Origin of the sequence: Streptomyces sp. Rer75 (genome assembly GCF_013414305.1) — a bacterium.
Taxonomy (GTDB): Bacteria; Actinomycetota; Actinomycetes; order Streptomycetales; family Streptomycetaceae; genus Streptomyces; species Streptomyces himastatinicus.
The window spans coordinates 6,344,626-6,361,024 of the sequence record NZ_CP058693.1; the positions used below are offsets into that span (position 1 = coordinate 6,344,626).

A 16,399-nucleotide genomic window follows, 5' to 3' on the forward strand; every position below is an offset into this window, starting at 1 on the left:
GGCCCGCGAGACGCCAGGCTAGCCCTCCCGGCGGCGGATCTTGTTGCCCAGCCAGACCAGGGGGTCGTACTTGCGGTCCACGGCCCGCTCCTTGAGCGGGATCAGCGCATTGTCGGTGATCTTGATCCCCTCGGGGCAGACCTCCGTGCAGCACTTGGTGATGTTGCAGTACCCGAGACCGTGCTCGTCCTGGGCGGCCCGCTTGCGGTCGATCCCGGCCTCGCCCGCCGCGTCCAGCGGATGCATGTCCAGCTCCGACACCCGCATCAGGAAGCGCGGGCCCGCGAACGCCTCCTTGTTCTGCTCGAAGTCGCGCAGTACGTGACAGGTGTCCTGGCACAGGAAGCACTCGATGCACTTGCGGAACTCCTGCGAGCGCCCCACGTCCTCCTGCTGCATCCGGTACTCGCCGGGGCCCAGGCCCTCCGGCGGGACGAAGGACGGCACCTCCCGGGCCTTGGCGTAGTTGTAGGACACGTCCGTGACCAGGTCACGGACGACCGGGAAGGCCCGCAACGGCGTCAGGGTGATCGTCTCGTCGCGGCTGAAAATCGACATCCGCGTCATGCACAGCAGCCTCGGTCGTCCGTTGATCTCGGCGCTGCACGAGCCGCATTTGCCCGCCTTGCAGTTCCAGCGGACCGCCAGGTCCGGTGCCTGGGTCGCCTGGAGGCGGTGGACGATGTCCAAAACGACTTCGCCCTCATTGACCTCGACGCGGAAGTCCCGCAGACCGCCGCCGTCCACATCGCCCCGCCACACCCGGAAGTGGGCCTCGTACGCGCTCACCGGGTCAGCTCCTCGTCCGTCAGGTACTTCACCAGCTCGTCCTTTTCGAACAGGTTCAGCAGGTCGGGCCGGATGGGCGGCGTCTCGCGCCGCTCCAGCCGGATCTGCCCGCGCCCGGGATCGGTCGGCGCGGCGAGACCGGCCGACGGGTCGGAGAGGCGGCAGACCAGGTTGACCCGGCGCCATTCGCGGTCCATCTCGGGATAGTCGTCGCGGGTGTGCCCGCCGCGGCTCTCGGTGCGCTCCAGGGCGGCGCGCGCCACGCACTCGCTGACCAGCAGCATGTTGCGCAGGTCGATGGCCAGGTGCCAGCCGGGGTTGAACTGCCGGTGGCCCTCGACCCCGGCCCGCCGCGCCCGGACCCGCAGCGCCGCCAGCCGGTGCAGCGCGTCCTCCATCTCACCGGCCCGCCGGATGATGCCCACCAGGTCGTTCATGGTCTGCTGGAGTTCCTGGTGCAGCGTGTACGGATTCTCGGCGGGACTGGACGGCTGCTCAGCCGCGGAGCCCGCGGATACGGCGGACGGCACCTCGCCGTCCTCGGCGCTGAACGGCCGCAGCGCCTCGGCCGCCGCCAGGTCCAGCTGGGCGTCGTCGGGCACCGGGCGGGAGCCGGACGCGGCGGTCTCCTGTGCGTACCGGGCCGCGTGGAGCCCGGCGCGGCGGCCGAAGACCAGCAGGTCGGAGAGGGAGTTGCCGCCGAGCCGGTTGGAGCCGTGCATGCCGCCCGCGACCTCGCCCGCGGCGAAGAGGCCGGGGACGCCGCTCGCGGCCGCGGTGTCCGGGTCGACGTCCACCCCGCCCATCACGTAGTGGCAGGTGGGGCCGACCTCCATGGGCTCGGCCGTGATGTCGACGTCGGCCAGCTCCTTGAACTGGTGGTGCATGGACGGCAGCCGCCGCGTGATCACCTCGGCGGGCATCCGGGTGGAGACGTCGAGGAAGACGCCGCCGTGCGGGGAGCCGCGGCCCGCCTTGACCTCGGAGTTGATGGCGCGGGCCACCTCGTCGCGGGGGAGCAGCTCGGGCGGGCGGCGGTTGTGGTCCGGGTCCTCGTACCAGCGGTCGCCCTCGTCCTCGGACTGGGCGTACTTCTCCTTGAAGACGTCCGGAATGTAGTCGAACATGAACCGCTTGCCGTCGCTGTTGCGCAGCACCCCGCCGTCCCCGCGCACCGACTCGGTGACGAGGATCCCCTTGACCGAGGGCGGCCAGACCATGCCGGTCGGGTGGAACTGCACGAACTCCATGTTGATCAGCGGGGCCCCGGCGAGGAGGGCCAGCGCGTGGCCGTCGCCGGTGTACTCCCAGGAGTTGGAGGTCACCTTGAAGGACTTGCCGATGCCGCCGGTGGCCAGCACCACGGCCGGGGCCTCGATCGCGAAGAAGCGGCCGGACTCCCGTTCGTACCCGAAGACCCCGGCGACCCGCTCGCCCGCCGCGTCCTTGACGATGCGGGTGACCGTGCACTCCTGGAAGACCTTGAGCCGCGCCTCGTAGTCGCCGGTCTCGGCCTTGTCCTCCTGCTGGAGGGAGACGATCTTCTGCTGGAGGGTGCGGATCAGCTCCAGGCCGGTGCGGTCCCCGACGTGGGCGAGCCGCGGATACTCATGGCCGCCGAAGTTCCGCTGGGAGATCCTGCCGTCCGGGGTGCGGTCGAAGAGCGCGCCCCAGGTCTCCAGCTCCCAGACCCGGTCCGGGGCCTCCTGGGCGTGCAGCTCGGCCATCCGCCAGTGGTTGAGGAACTTGCCGCCGCGCATGGTGTCGCGGAAGTGCACCTGCCAGTTGTCGCCCGCGTTGACATTGCCCATGCTGGCGGCGATGCCGCCCTCGGCCATCACCGTATGGGCCTTGCCGAACAGCGACTTGCAGATGACGGCGCAGCGCATGCCCTGTTCGCGTGCCTCGATCGCGGCCCGCAGCCCGGCGCCGCCCGCGCCGATCACGACCACGTCCCAGGCCTGACGTTCGACTTGCGTCATCGTTGAAGGCACCTCTCCTAGAAGAACCGGGGGTCGTCGAAGGCGCCGCTCGCCAGCAGGAACACATAGAAGTCGGCGACGGCGACACTGATCAGCGACGCCCAGGCCAGCTGCATGTGGCGCGCGTTGAGCGAGCTGACCCAGCCCCAGAGCCGGTAGCGCACCGGATGCCGGGAGAAGTGCTTGAGCCGGCCGCCGACGATGTGCCGGCAGGAGTGGCAGGAGAGGGTGTACGCCCAGATCAGCGCGATGTTTGCGAGCAGCACCAGGGTGCCGAGGCCCATGTGACCCCACCGGCCGTGTTCGTCCCGGAAGGCGAGCACGGTGTCATAGGTGAGGATCCCCGCGACGATCACCGCGAAGTAGAAGAAGTAGCGGTGGATGTTCTGGAGGATGAGCGGGAAGCGGGTCTCGCCGGTGTAGTTGGCGCGCGGCTCGGCGACCGCGCAGGCCGGTGGTGAGGCCCAGAAGCCCCGGTAATACGCCTTGCGGTAGTAGTAGCAGGTCAGCCGGAAGCCGAGCGGGAAGATCAGGATCAGCAGGGCGGGGGACAGGCCCCACCACGCGCCGAAGATCTCCCAGTTCGCGCCGCCCTTCATGGGGACGCAGTTCTGCGCGATGCACGGCGAGTAGAACGGGGAGACGTACGGCTCGGCGTAGTAGTTGTCTCCGGCGAAGGCCCGCCAGGTCGAGTACACGATGAACGCGAACAGCCCGGCGGCGGTGACCGCGGGCGCCAGCCACCAGCGGTCGGTCCGCAGATGGCGGGCGGGGATGGCGGCGCGCGACGGGCTGCGCACGCCGCTCGTGGCCGCTTCCCGCTCGGACGGCGTGGCGGCTTGGGGGTCGGTGCCAGTGGCCAAGGAAAACTCCGCGGTGGAGTGGTGTGGGGGACGGTCGGGTGCGGACCCGTCGGGCCGGGTACGCGCCGGGCGACCCCTTTAGGGAGCGTGACGGTCGCGCGCGCCGAGACCCTCGTCGTCGACGTCCGACCACAGCGCGCTGTTGTACGGCGCGTCGGGGACCGGGACCATCTCGGGGCGCGGCCGCTCCGCGGCGGGGGCCGTATCGCGCAGCAGGGCGAGACTCTCGCGCAGGTGGTCCGCGTCGGTGCGGACCCGTCGTATCTCCAGCCCGCCGGCGCCGACCCGGTCTTCCAGCCGGGTGACGGAACGGACCAGCTCGTCGAGACAGCGTTGGACGGCCGTCAAGTCGTCGTTCAAGGACATGACTTGCCCTCACTTCCGCGGTTGCGGTTGGCGGCGCTCATGCGACAGCGAGTGTTACGCGTCACAGTCCTGGTTGGGAAGGGATCTGCCGCGATTGGCGGAGTCACCGGCGTGATCACGCCGCCGTGCGCCGGGGTGCGCGCCGGTCGTACTGATCCGGTCGGGTGATCCTGTCCCCTCCATGGCCGTCCCGAGGTGCTGTCTCATGATCCGTCGCTTTGAGTAAGGAGTATATGCGACAGGCGTCAAAATGTGCGAAATGCGCTTAATATCGGCACCCCCCGGAGGTCACGAGCCATGTCCATCGACAAGCGACGCTGCGCCGTGCTGCTCGCCGCGGGAGTGCTGCTGCCGCTGCCCGTCCTCACCGGGTGCAGCTCCGGCGACGACGACGGCCCGCCGTCGCCCGCGGCCCGGGACATCGCCCCGGCCTCCCGCGCGCAGACCGCCCCCGGCGGCACGCTGCGCTGGGCGCTGGACGCCCGGCCCGCGACCTTCAACGCCTTCCAGACCTCCGCCGACACCGGCACCGAGCGGGTCGCCGGGGCGGTGCTGCCCGCGCTCCACACCCTCGATGCCCGTGGCCGCCCGCAGCGCAACGCCGACTACCTGGAGTCCGCCGAGGTGGTCTCGCGCGAGCCCAAGCAGGTCGTGGTCTACAAGCTCAACCCCAAGGCGGTGTGGAGCGACGGCCGCCCGCTCGGCGCGGAGGACTTCTCCGCCCAGTGGAAGGCCCTGCGCGGCACGGAGAACGCCTACTGGACCGCGCGCAACGCCGGATACGACCGCATCGCCAGGATCCAGCCGGGGGAGAAGGACCACGAGGTCAAGGTCACCTTCGCCAAGCCGTACACCGACTGGCGGTCGCTGTTCACGCCGCTGTACCCGAAGAGCATGATGAGCAACCCGGCCGTCTTCAACGCCGGGGCCCGCAAGGGGCTCGCCGTCACCTCCGGCCCCTTCATGGTCCGCGCGGTGGAGGACACCTCCGTCACCCTCGTACGGAACCCCAAGTGGTGGGGCGACCGGGCGCGGCTGCACCGGCTGGTCTTCGAGGCCGTCCCGGCCCGGAAGCGGGCCGCCGCCCTGGTCGACGGGACCCTCGACCTGGCCGAGATCGACCGGTCGACGGCGCGCCGCATCCAGGCCGCCGAGCCCTCGGGTAAGCGGGCCGCCGGGGCCAAGCTGCACCCCTCCGGCAAGGCGGGCGCGCCCAAGCTGGAGACCCACGCGCAGGACGCCGCGGACGCCACGCGCGCCCGGGCGGAGGCCGAGCAGGCGGAGGCCGGGAAGGCGCGGGGGGTCGAGCGGTCCGAGGCCGTGGCCCTGCGCAGGTACGCGCTGCGCACGGCGCTGGACCCCGCGTACACCCAGCTCGCCATCAACGGCGCCAAGGGCCCGCTCGCGGATGAGCGGGTGCGGCGCGCGGTGGCCCGCGCGATCGACCGGCAGGCGCTCGCCAAGCTCGTGCTGAAGCCGTTCGGGCTGCCCACCGAGCCGCTGGGCAACCATCTGCTGATGTCCGAGCAGAAGGGCTACAAGGACCACAGCGGCGCCCTCGGCGGCCCCGACACCCAGGCCGCGCAGTCCCTGCTCGCCGACGCGGGCTGGCGCCCCGGCGGCTCGTCCGCCCGCCAGAAGTCGGTCGACGGCAAGACGGACGACGAGGGACAGCAGCCGGCCCCGGCCGACGGCAACGCAGACAACGCAGACAAGGCGGGCAAGCCCTCCGGTGCCGCCCCGGCCGCGGGCGACGCGGGCCGGTCCGGGCGCTCCCACCCGGCCGTCGTGCAGAAGAAGGGACGGCCGCTGGTGCTGCGCTTCGTCGTCCCGTCGGACTCCGGCGGCTCGCTGCGCGCCGTCGGCGAGCGCATCGGCCGGATGCTGGAGGAGATCGGCGTCCGCACCGAGATCACCACGGTGAAGAGCGACGCCTTCTTCAAGGACCACATCGCCACCGGCAAGTACGACCTGGCCCTCTACTCCTGGCCCGCCTCCGCCTACCCGGCGACCGACGGGCGCCCGATCTACGCCAAGCCCCAGCCGGCCGCGGACGGCTCGCTGGTGGTGGAGCAGAACTACACCCGGGTCGGTACGGACCAGATCGACCAGCTCTTCGACCAGGCGCTCACCGAGCTGGACGGCGGCGCCTCGCGCGCCCTGGTCGGCCGGGCGGACGCCCGGATCTGGGCGGCGGCCGGGTCGATCCCGCTCTACCAGCCCCCGCAGCTGGTCGCGGTCCGGAAGACGGTGGGCAACGCCGGAGCGTTCGGCTTCGCCACCCCCCGCTACCAGGACATCGGCTTCCGTAAGTAGGCGCGAGGCCGCGCGGTGAGCGGGCGCGAGGCCGCGGTATGCAGGCGCGGGACGGCGCGGGGACGGGTGGCGGCATCCGTCCCCGCGCCGTCCCCTTACCATGGGGTGAGGCCGTGGCGTAAGCAGCCCGGCGGAAAGGCGCGCCGGACCAAGGAGCGCGCTGCCACCCACGAAACCGGGAGAAGCGCGCTCGTATGCCCACGCGCCACGATATTCGTAACGTTGCCATCGTCGCCCACGTCGACCACGGAAAGACGACCCTCGTCGACGCCATGCTCAAGCAGGCCGGTGCGTTCGCCGCGCACCAGCAGGTCGACGACCGGGTCATGGACTCCAACGACCTGGAGCGCGAGAAGGGCATCACCATTCTCGCGAAGAACACCGCGGTGAAGTACCACCCGGCCGACGGCAGCGACCCCGTCACCATCAACATCATCGACACCCCCGGCCACGCCGACTTCGGCGGCGAGGTCGAGCGCGGTCTGTCCATGGTCGACGCCGTGGTGCTGCTGGTGGACGCCTCCGAGGGCCCGCTGCCGCAGACCCGCTTCGTGCTGCGCAAGGCGCTCCAGGCCAAGCTGCCGGTCATCCTGTGCATCAACAAGACGGACCGCCCGGACTCCCGGATCGACGACGTCGTCAACGAGACGTACGACCTGTTCCTGGACCTGGACGCGACCGAGGAGCAGATCGAGTTCCCGATCGTCTACGCCTGTGCCCGTGACGGCATCGCCTCGCTGACCAAGCCGGAGGACGGCACCGTCCCGGCCGACAGCGACAGCCTCTGGCCGTTCTTCGTCACCCTGCTGGAGACCGTCCCGGCGCCCGAGTACGACGCGGCCGCCCCGCTCCAGGCCCATGTCACCAACCTGGACGCGGACAACTTCCTCGGCCGGATCGCGCTGCTCCGCGTCGAGCAGGGCGAGCTGAAGAAGGGCCAGACCGTCGCCTGGATCAAGCGCGACGGCTCGATCTCCAACGTCCGCATCACCGAGCTGATGATGACCGAGGCGCTCACCCGCAAGCCCGCCGAGGTGGCCGGGCCCGGGGACATCTGCGCGGTGGCCGGTATCCCGGACATCATGATCGGCGAGACCCTGGCCGACCCGGAGAACCCGATCGCGCTGCCGCTGATCACCGTCGACGAGCCGGCGATCTCGATGACCATCGGCACCAACACCTCGCCGCTGGTCGGCAAGGGCGGCAAGGGCCACAAGGTCACCGCCCGGCTGGTCAAGGACCGCCTCGACAAGGAGCTGGTCGGCAACGTCTCGCTGCGCGTGCTGCCGACCGAGCGCCCCGACGCCTGGGAGGTGCAGGGCCGCGGTGAGCTGGCGCTGGCGATCCTGGTCGAGACGATGCGCCGGGAGGGCTTCGAGCTGACCGTCGGCAAGCCGGAGGTCGTCACCAAGGAGGTCGACGGCAAGCTCCACGAGCCGATCGAGCGTCTCACCATCGACGCGCCGGAGGAGCACCTCGGCGCCATCACCCAGCTGATGGCGACCCGCAAGGGGCGCATGGAGACCATGACCAACCACGGTTCCGGCTGGATCCGCATGGAGTGGATCGTGCCGTCCCGCGGCCTCATCGGCTTCCGCACCGAGTTCCTGACCCAGACCCGCGGCACCGGTATCGCGCACTCCATCTTCGAGGGCCACGAGCCGTGGTTCGGCGAGCTGCGCACCCGTAACAGCGGCTCCCTGGTGGCCGACCGCTCGGGCGCGGTGACCGCGTTCGCGATGACCAACCTCCAGGAGCGCGGCGTGCTGTTCACCTCGCCGGGCACCGAGGTGTACGAGGGCATGATCGTCGGCGAGAACTCGCGCTCCGATGACATGGACGTGAACATCACCAAGGAGAAGAAGCTCACCAACATGCGGTCCTCGACCGCGGACGTGACCGAGTCCCTGGTGCCGCCGCGGCTGCTCTCGCTGGAGCAGTCCCTGGAGTTCTGCCGCGACGACGAGTGCGTCGAGGTCACCCCGGAGACGGTCCGCATCCGCAAGGTCGTACTGGACCAGAAGGAGCGCGGCCGCGCCGCGTCGCGCGCCAAGCGTTGATGTTGCGCGTCGAGCGCTGACGTACGCCTCCGTACGCCCCGGCAGCCCGGGCTTCCGCTTCTCGTGCGGAGCCCGGGCTGCCGTCGTGTCAGGAAGCCGCCCGTCAAGCGGATATCCGGCACATGGTGTCCGGATATCGGTGTTCGGGCTCCGCATGATGTGTTAACAGTCCGTTTCGCGTGTGTCTGTCTGCGGCAGTTTTGTCCGGATTTCGAAGCTCCGCGCGTAGATGATGTGACCAAAGCGAGACCCATAAGGTGTGGTTTACGGGGCTGGCGTGCTCAATCATGGGGTCCATTGAGCTCGGGTCAACGGGTCGCACGCTGTGGGGAGCGCGGACCTACGAGCACATCTGGGGGGTCCGGTCCCTTTCGCTGTCAGGGGTGTCAGCGTGTCTCCGGGCACCCCTCTCGTAGCAGCAGAGGACTCCGGAGGAGGCAAACCCATGCGTGGTGCCAAGAGCGCCAAGTGGGTCGCGATGGCCGCGGTCGTGGCACTGGGCGCGACCGCTTGTGGCGGCGGCGGTGACAGCGGGGACGACGAGAACGCGGCCGTCGACCCGAACGGTGTGTACACCTATCAGGACGTCGAGCCGCAGAACCCGCTGATCCCGACCAACACCAATGAGGTCGGCGGCGGTTACATCCTGAAGAACCTCTTCCGCGGCCTGGTCGACTACGACGTCAAGGGCAACCTGCGCAACCAGGTCGCCCAGAGCGTCGAGTCGAAGGACAACCAGAAGTTCACGGTGAAGCTGAAGAAGGGCTGGAAGTTCCACAACGGCGAGCCGGTGACGTCCAGTTCCTTCGTGGACGCCTGGAACTACGGCGCCAACGCCAAGAACGCCCAGCTGAACTCCTCCTGGTTCGCCGACATCAAGGGCTACGACCAGGTCCACCCGGAGAAGGGCGACCCGAAGGCCGACAAGCTGTCCGGCCTGAAGGTGGTGAACGACAACGAGTTCACCATCGAGCTGTCGCACCCGGTCTCCACCTTCAAGGACCGGCTCTTCTACGACGCCTTCTTCCCGCTGCCCAAGGCGTTCTACAAGGACCCGAAGAAGTTCGGCGAGGCCCCCATCGGCAACGGCCCCTACGAGGTCGACGGCAAGTGGGAGCACAAGGTCCAGTTCAAGGTGAAGAAGTACGCCGGTTACACGGGTGTGGACAAGCCCAAGAACGGCGGCATCATCTTCAAGTTCTACAACAAGGACGAGAGCGCCTACAACGACCTGGTCTCCGACAAGCTGGACGTGATGTACCAGGTCCCGCCGTCGTCGATCAACGTCTACAAGACCGACCTGGGTGACCGCGCGGCCGACCAGATGTTCGGCGGCAACACCACCATCGCCTTCCCGCTGTACGACAAGGAATGGGCGAAGCCGGAGAAGGCCAAGGTCCGTCAGGGTCTGTCCATGGCGATCGACCGCGAGACCATCGCCAAGACCGCGCTCAAGGGCTCGAAGGACGCGGCCGACGGCTGGACCCCGAAGGTCGTCGAGGGCTACCAGCCCAACGCCTGCGGTGAGTACTGCAAGTTCGACCCGAAGAAGGCGAAGCAGTTCATCAAGGACGGCGGCGGCGTCCCCGGCAACAAGATGACCATCGCCTACAACGCCGACGGCGGCAACAAGGAATGGGCGGAGGCGGTCTGCAACGACATCAAGCAGAACGCCGGCGTCCCGTGCGAGGCCGACCCCCGCGCGACGTTCCAGCAGCTGCGCACCGAGATCACCGAGCACAAGATGAACAGCGCGTTCCGGATGGCCTGGGTCCAGGACTTCCCGAACATCGCCAACTTCATCTCCGAGCAGTACCGCACCGGCGCCGGCGCCAATGACTCCGGCTTCAGCGACAAGAAGCTCGACAAGCTGATGGAGGAGGCCGACAAGGCCAGTTCCATCGAGGAGTCCAACAAGCTCTACGCGCAGGCCGAGGCGAAGCTCAAGGACACCATGCCCTCCATCCCGCTCTTCTTCGACCACACCAACGGCGGTCACTCGAAGAACGTGCAGAACGTCAAGTTCGACACGTTCCGGCAGGCGATCTGGACCGACGTCGAGGTCAAGAAGTAGTCGTACGGCTTGCAGTGACGCAGTCCCAGTGACCGCCCGTCCCTCACGGACGGGCGGTCGCTGGGCGCGTCGGCGACAGGAGGACACCCATGGGGCGATACGTCGCGAGGCGACTGCTCCAGATGATCCCGGTCTTCATCGGGACCACACTGCTCATCTTTCTGATGGTGTATTCGCTGCCCGGCGATCCCGTCAAAGCGCTCTTCGGCCAGCGGGCCTCCGACCCCGCCACGGTCGAGCGACTGCGCCATCAATTCGGCCTGGACAAGCCGCTGATGACCCAGTACTGGGACTACATCACCGGGCTGTTCCGAGGCGACTTCGGGCAGAGCTTCACCGGCCGCCCGGTCGCCGACCTGATGGCCGACGCCTTCCCGGTCACCATCCGGCTCGCGCTTCTCGCCTTCGGCATCGAGATCGTCATCGGCGTCACCCTGGGCGTGGTGACCGGCCTGATGCGCGGCAAGTTCCTGGACCGGTTCGTGCTGGTGTTCACCCTGATCGTGACCTCGATCCCGGTGTTCGTGATCGGCTTCGTGACCGTGTTCCTGTTCGGCCTGAAGTGGAAGGTCATCACCCCGACCGTCCAGGACTCCATGGACATCGCGCAGCTGATCGCACCGGCCCTGGTGCTGGGCGCCCTCTCGCTCGCCTATGTGTCCCGGCTCACCCGGACCACCGTGGTGGAGAACCTGCGCGCCGACTACATGCGCACCGCGCTCGCCAAGGGCCTGCCGCGGCGCCGGATCATCGGCGTCCACCTGATGCGCAACTCGCTCATCCCCGTCGTCACGTTCCTCGGCACCGACCTCGGCACCCTGATGGGCGGCGCGATCGTCACCGAGGGAATCTTCAACATCCAGGGTGTGGGCAACACCCTCTTCCGGGCCATCCAGACGAGTGAGGGTCCCACCGTCGTCGGCATCGTGACCGTGCTCGTCCTCGTCTACCTGATGAGCAGCCTGGTCGTCGACCTGTTGTACGCAGTCCTGGACCCGAGGATCCGCTATGCCTGAGAAAACTCTGGCCCCCGAGGCCGGCCCCGCATCTTCAGGCCCCGCCGTCGCGTCCCCGGCGAGCGGCGAGGTCACCAAGGCCCGCAGCCTGGGCCAGGACGCCTGGCGCGAACTGCGCAGCAACCCCATCTTCTGGGTCTCCGCCGTGCTGCTCGTGCTCTTCGTGCTCATGGCCGCCGTGCCCAGCCTGTTCACCAGCACCGACCCGGGCCACGCCGATCTGCGCAACCACTACCTCGGCAAGCCGGAGTGGGGGAACTTCTTCCAGCCGGACTGGTTCGGCTACAACGGCCAGGGCCAGAGCGTCTACGCCCGGACGATCTACGGCGCCCGCGCCTCGGTCATCATCGGCTTCTGCGTGACCCTCGGGGTCACCCTCGTCGGCGGTCTGATCGGCATGTTGGCCGGATACTTCGGCGGCTGGCTCGACACCCTGCTCTCCCGGCTCACCGACATCTTCTTCGGCATCCCGCTGCTGCTCGGCGGCATGGTGCTGCTCCAGGCGTTCACCCACCGCACCATCTGGACCGTGGTGCTCGCCCTCGCCACCTTCGGCTGGATGCCGCTCGCCCGCGTGATGCGCGGCGCGGTCATCACCCAGAAGCAGGCCGACTTCGTGACGGCGGCCCGGGCGCTGGGCGCGGGCACGACCCGCATCCTGCTCCGGCACATCCTGCCCAACACCCTCGCCCCGGTGATCGTCGTGGCCACCATCGCGCTCGGCGGCTTCGTCTCCACCGAGGCGACCCTGTCCTACCTGGGCATCGGTCTCCAGTCGACGGTCTCGTGGGGCGTGGACATCTCGGACGCGCAGAATGTCCTCCGGGACGCTCCGCACGTGCTGCTCGTTCCGGCCACCTTCCTGAGCCTGACCGTGCTGTCGTTCATCCTGCTCGGCGACGCGGTGCGCGACGCCTTCGACCCCAAGCTGCGCTGAGGGAGGCGTACGTGACCACCATCGAGAAGACCGGCGCGGAGCCCTCCGCGCGCGTCGAGGACGCAGGCGGCGGCCCGCTGCTGGAAGTCCGCGATCTGCACGTGGAGTTCCACACCAGGGACGGCGTCGCCAAGGCCGTCAACGGCGTCAGCTACTCCGTGAGCGCGGGCGAGACGCTGGCCGTGCTCGGCGAGTCCGGCTCCGGCAAGTCCGTGACCGCGCAGGCCATCATGGGCATCCTGGACATGCCGCCCGGCAAGATCCCGCAGGGCCAGATCCTCTTCCGCGGCGAGGACATGCTCACCATGGCCCCGGAGGAGCGTCGCAAGATCCGCGGCCGCAGGATCGCCATGATCTTCCAGGACGCGCTCTCCGCGCTGAACCCGGTGCTCTCCGTCGGCTACCAGCTCGGCGAGATGTTCCGGGTCCACCAGGGGCTGTCCAAGAAGGACGCCAAGGCCAAGGCCATCGAGCTGATGGAGCGGGTCCGCATCCCCGCCGCCAAGCAGCGGGTCAACGACTACCCGCACCAGTTCTCCGGCGGTATGCGCCAGCGCATCATGATCGCCATGGCGCTGGCCCTGGAGCCGGACCTGATCATTGCCGACGAGCCGACCACCGCGCTCGACGTGACCGTCCAGGCCCAGGTGATGGACCTGCTCGCGGAACTCCAGCGCGAGTACAACATGGGCCTGATCCTGATCACCCATGACCTGGGCGTGGTCGCGGACGTCGCCGACAAGATCGCGGTGATGTACGCGGGCCGGATCGTGGAGACCGCCCCCGTGCACGAGCTGTACAAGCGCCCCGCCCACCCGTACACCAAGGGACTGCTCGACTCCATCCCGCGGCTGGACCACAAGGGCCAGGAGCTGTACGCGATCAAGGGGCTGCCGCCCAACCTGCTCAAGATCCCCACCGGCTGTGCGTTCAACCCGCGCTGCCCCAAGGCCCAGGACATCTGCACCACGGAGGTCCCGGCGCTGGCCGCGGTCGCCGAGCAGGACGGCACCGAACTGCCGGGCCGCGGCAGTGCGTGCCACTTCTGGAAGGAGACGATCCATGGCTGATACGGGGAAGAACGACAAGGCCGTGGACGTCACCAAGGCCGAGGGCGCCAAGGAAGCCGCGGCCGCCACCCCCAACGTCACCGAGGTGACGACGGTCGACGCCGCCACCGAGGACGAGGCCGTGGCCGCCCTCGACGCCAAGGTCGACCGCGGGGAGCCGATCCTCCAGGTGCGCAACCTGGTCAAGCACTTCCCGCTGACCCAGGGCATCCTCTTCAAGAAGCAGGTCGGCGCGGTCAAGGCGGTCGACGGCATCTCCTTCGACCTCTACCAGGGCGAGACGCTCGGCATCGTGGGCGAGTCCGGCTGTGGCAAGTCCACCGTCGCCAAGCTGCTGATGACCCTGGAGACCGCCACCGCGGGCGAGGTGTTCTACAAGGGCCAGGACATCACCAAGCTGTCCGGGCGCGCCCTGCGGGCCGTCCGCCGCAACATCCAGATGGTGTTCCAGGACCCGTACACCTCGCTCAACCCACGGATGACGGTGGGCGACATCATCGGCGAGCCGTACGAGATCCACCCCGAGACCGCGCCCAAGGGCGACCGGCGGCGCAAGGTCCAGGAGCTGCTGGACGTCGTCGGCCTCAACCCCGAATACATCAACCGCTATCCGCACCAGTTCTCCGGCGGCCAGCGCCAGCGCATCGGCATCGCCCGCGGCCTCGCGCTCAACCCGGAGATCATCATCTGCGACGAGCCGGTCTCGGCGCTGGACGTGTCGGTGCAGGCGCAGGTCATCAACCTGATGGAGAAGCTCCAGGACGAGTTCAACCTGTCCTACATCTTCATCGCCCACGACCTGTCCATCGTCCGCCACATCTCCGACCGGGTCGGCGTGATGTACCTGGGCAAGATGGCCGAGATCGGCACCGACGCCGAGATCTACGACCACCCGACCCACCCGTACACCCAGGCCCTGCTGTCCGCGGTCCCGGTGCCCGACCCGGAGGCGCGGGAGGGCCGGGAGCGCATCATCCTCACCGGCGACGTCCCCTCCCCGGCCAACCCGCCCTCGGGCTGCCGGTTCCGCACCCGCTGCTGGAAGGCCGAGGACAAGTGCGCCAAGGAGGTGCCGCTGCTCGCCATCCCCGAGCGCTTCGCCGGTACCGACTCGCTCGCGGCGCACGAGTCGGCGTGCCACTTCGCCGAGGAGAAGGACGTGGTGCACGCGTAACGCCCCCATGGGGCGCCGAACGCGGCGAGGGCCGCCCGGAACCGCGATGCGCGGTCCCGGGCGGCCCTCGTCGTTGGACCTGCTACCCGCTCACCGGCCGTGGACGGCCTCGTACTCGGCCTGGAACTCCTCCGCGATCACGTCGCCGCCCTCGCGACGCCAGCGCGCGACCGCGCCGTCCCAGGCCGAGATGGGCTTCTGGCCCTGGGCGATGGCGTTGGTGGCGTCGTTGAGGATGAGCGAGAGGTTCTGGGTCTTCTTCACGCCGGTGCGGCTGATGAGGCCCGAGTTGGGCGGGGAGAGGGCGATCGGGAGCTGGGCGGTCTGGTAGGCGTGGGCGCGGCGGGCGGCGTCGGGGTTGCCGGGGAAGTAGCTGACGGTCGGCGGGCAGGTGAGGTATTTGATCGGGACGACGCTGGGGTTCTCCTTGCCCGCGAGATCGGTCAGCTGGAGATCGCCGTCGGGGGTCCGGGTGAAGTGGACGCCTTCCACGCCGTAGTTGGTCAGCTCGAACTCCTTGGTGCCGAAGGGGGCGGCCAGGAAGTTCATGATGCGCAGGATGAGGCGGATGCGGTCCGGGGACGCCTTCTTGAGGATCGTGTAGCCGTAGGTGCCCGGGTGGAAGTGGGCCACGGGACCGCTGCCCAGGCCCGTGGGGGCGCGGAGCAGGTCCACGGTGAACTTCTTCACGTCCGTGACGCGCTTCGGGTAGGCGTTGTACGTGTCCTCGTAACTGCGGATGGACTGGTTCTGGAACAACGCCTCGATCTGCGGGTTCATGACCGTGGTGCCGCCCGGGTACGCCGATCCGCTCCGGTACACCTTCCGGCAGAATTCGACGGCCTCGCGGAACTCCGGGGCGGCCTCCGCCTTCACGAAGGTGCCGTTCGCCGTGCGCCGCCACTGGTTGGGGGCGCCGTGCCAGGCGGAGAAGGAGCGGAGCCCGAAGAGGAAGGTGCCGATGTTGCCGAGGCCCCACACGCGATGGCCCGAGGCGCGTCCCAGGGTTTCCAGGTACTGGTCGGCGGTCCAGTGCTCGTACGGGCCGCCCGCCGCCTTGGTGAACTGCTCACGGTTGGCCATCATCACCGTGTAGGTGCGGGGGCGGATGATGGGGACGCCCCGGATGCGGCCCGCCATCAGCCCGACGTTCCGCCAGGCGTAGCCGGGGAGGTTGGCGAGATTGGGGTAGTCCCGCACCGCGCTGCCCGAGAGGTGCTCGGACAGGTCCTGGGCGACGGCTGTGGCGTAGTCGGCGATCCTGGGGATGGTGTCGCGGCACATGACGGCGTCCGGCATGTCCCCGCTGGCCATGAGGGTGGCGAGCTTCGCCTGGAGGTTGGCGGTGGGGACGACGTGGAGCTTGAGGTCGACGCCGAGGGCCTTGTTGACCGCCTGCCAGAACTTGTTCTCGCCGACCGGGGCCGGCGGCTGTTCGTACGTCTCGACCAGGACGGTGACCGTCTCGCCGTTGCCGGGCCGCTCGGGAACCGAGGTGACCAGGCGGGAGGGGTAGCCGAAGTAGGCCGGGTCGACGCCCTTGGGGTCGGCGGGCAGGTCCGGTTCGGGCACCTCCGCCGGGACGTGGTCGGGCCATGGCACCCGGTCCACGCCGACGTTGCTCGCGCTCACCGCCTCCTTGGTGGCGCAGCCCACCAGGGCCGGGGCGCCGAGCGCGGCACCGGCCGCCGCGCCCAGGCCGGTGGTCAGGACACGGCGGCGCGAGGGCTGGGGGTCCGGGGGTGTCATGGC

General features: G+C 69.2%; 12 protein-coding genes. 7 read left to right on the top strand and 5 right to left on the bottom strand.

What is annotated here, in order from left to right:
• Positions 1 to 18: 18 nt before the first annotated feature.
• The 4 genes from HYQ63_RS27510 to HYQ63_RS27525 all read right to left on the bottom strand — a co-directional run bounded on the left by HYQ63_RS27510 (position 19) and on the right by HYQ63_RS27525 (position 4,000).
• Positions 19 to 789 (bottom strand): succinate dehydrogenase/fumarate reductase iron-sulfur subunit, encoded by a 771-nt coding sequence (locus HYQ63_RS27510; RefSeq protein WP_179936570.1) that lies wholly within the window; start codon positions 787 to 789, stop codon positions 19 to 21.
• On the bottom strand, positions 786 to 2,771 hold the full coding sequence (locus HYQ63_RS27515) for a fumarate reductase/succinate dehydrogenase flavoprotein subunit (RefSeq protein ID WP_179936571.1): 1,986 nt from the start codon (positions 2,769 to 2,771) through the stop codon (positions 786 to 788). Before HYQ63_RS27515 ends, HYQ63_RS27510 begins: the two co-directional genes overlap by 4 nt.
• 17 nt (positions 2,772 to 2,788) lie before the next feature.
• Complete coding sequence (locus tag HYQ63_RS27520; RefSeq protein ID WP_063735771.1) at positions 2,789 to 3,634, bottom strand: hypothetical protein; 846 nt, start codon at positions 3,632 to 3,634, stop codon at positions 2,789 to 2,791.
• Between the two features lie 78 nt (positions 3,635 to 3,712).
• Positions 3,713 to 4,000, bottom strand: coding sequence for a hypothetical protein (locus HYQ63_RS27525; protein WP_179936572.1), 288 nt, complete (start codon positions 3,998 to 4,000; stop codon positions 3,713 to 3,715).
• A 297-nt stretch (positions 4,001 to 4,297) separates the two neighbouring features.
• Here HYQ63_RS27525 and HYQ63_RS27530 point away from each other — a divergent pair, with 297 nt between their 5' ends.
• The 7 genes from HYQ63_RS27530 to HYQ63_RS27560 all read left to right on the top strand — a co-directional run bounded on the left by HYQ63_RS27530 (position 4,298) and on the right by HYQ63_RS27560 (position 14,647).
• Positions 4,298 to 6,316: an ABC transporter family substrate-binding protein gene (locus HYQ63_RS27530; protein ID WP_179936573.1), complete on the top strand. Its 2,019-nt coding sequence runs from the start codon at positions 4,298 to 4,300 to the stop codon at positions 6,314 to 6,316.
• A 194-nt stretch (positions 6,317 to 6,510) separates the two neighbouring features.
• A complete protein-coding gene (gene typA / locus HYQ63_RS27535; protein WP_179936574.1) occupies positions 6,511 to 8,376 on the top strand; it encodes a translational GTPase TypA in 1,866 nt (621 codons plus the stop codon).
• 445 nt (positions 8,377 to 8,821) lie between these two features.
• A complete protein-coding gene (locus HYQ63_RS27540; protein ID WP_179936575.1) occupies positions 8,822 to 10,450 on the top strand; it encodes an ABC transporter substrate-binding protein in 1,629 nt (542 codons plus the stop codon).
• Between the two features lie 89 nt (positions 10,451 to 10,539).
• Positions 10,540 to 11,466 (top strand): ABC transporter permease, encoded by a 927-nt coding sequence (locus HYQ63_RS27545; protein ID WP_179936576.1) that lies wholly within the window; start codon positions 10,540 to 10,542, stop codon positions 11,464 to 11,466.
• A complete protein-coding gene (locus HYQ63_RS27550) occupies positions 11,459 to 12,403 on the top strand; it encodes an ABC transporter permease (RefSeq protein WP_179936577.1) in 945 nt (314 codons plus the stop codon). Before HYQ63_RS27545 ends, HYQ63_RS27550 begins: the two co-directional genes overlap by 8 nt.
• A gap of 11 nt (positions 12,404 to 12,414) precedes the next feature.
• Positions 12,415 to 13,473 carry an ABC transporter ATP-binding protein gene (locus tag HYQ63_RS27555; RefSeq protein WP_179936578.1) on the top strand — a complete coding sequence of 353 codons (1,059 nt, stop codon included), beginning with the start codon at positions 12,415 to 12,417 and terminating at the stop codon, positions 13,471 to 13,473.
• A complete protein-coding gene (locus HYQ63_RS27560; RefSeq protein WP_257232199.1) occupies positions 13,466 to 14,647 on the top strand; it encodes an ABC transporter ATP-binding protein in 1,182 nt (393 codons plus the stop codon). The genes HYQ63_RS27555 and HYQ63_RS27560 overlap by 8 nt, the downstream gene beginning before the upstream one ends.
• 90 nt (positions 14,648 to 14,737) lie before the next feature.
• On the opposite strand, the gene HYQ63_RS27565 is transcribed toward HYQ63_RS27560, so the two are convergent.
• Positions 14,738 to 16,396 carry an extracellular solute-binding protein gene (locus HYQ63_RS27565; RefSeq protein ID WP_179936579.1) on the bottom strand — a complete coding sequence of 553 codons (1,659 nt, stop codon included), beginning with the start codon at positions 16,394 to 16,396 and terminating at the stop codon, positions 14,738 to 14,740.
• Positions 16,397 to 16,399: the final 3 nt, after the last annotated feature.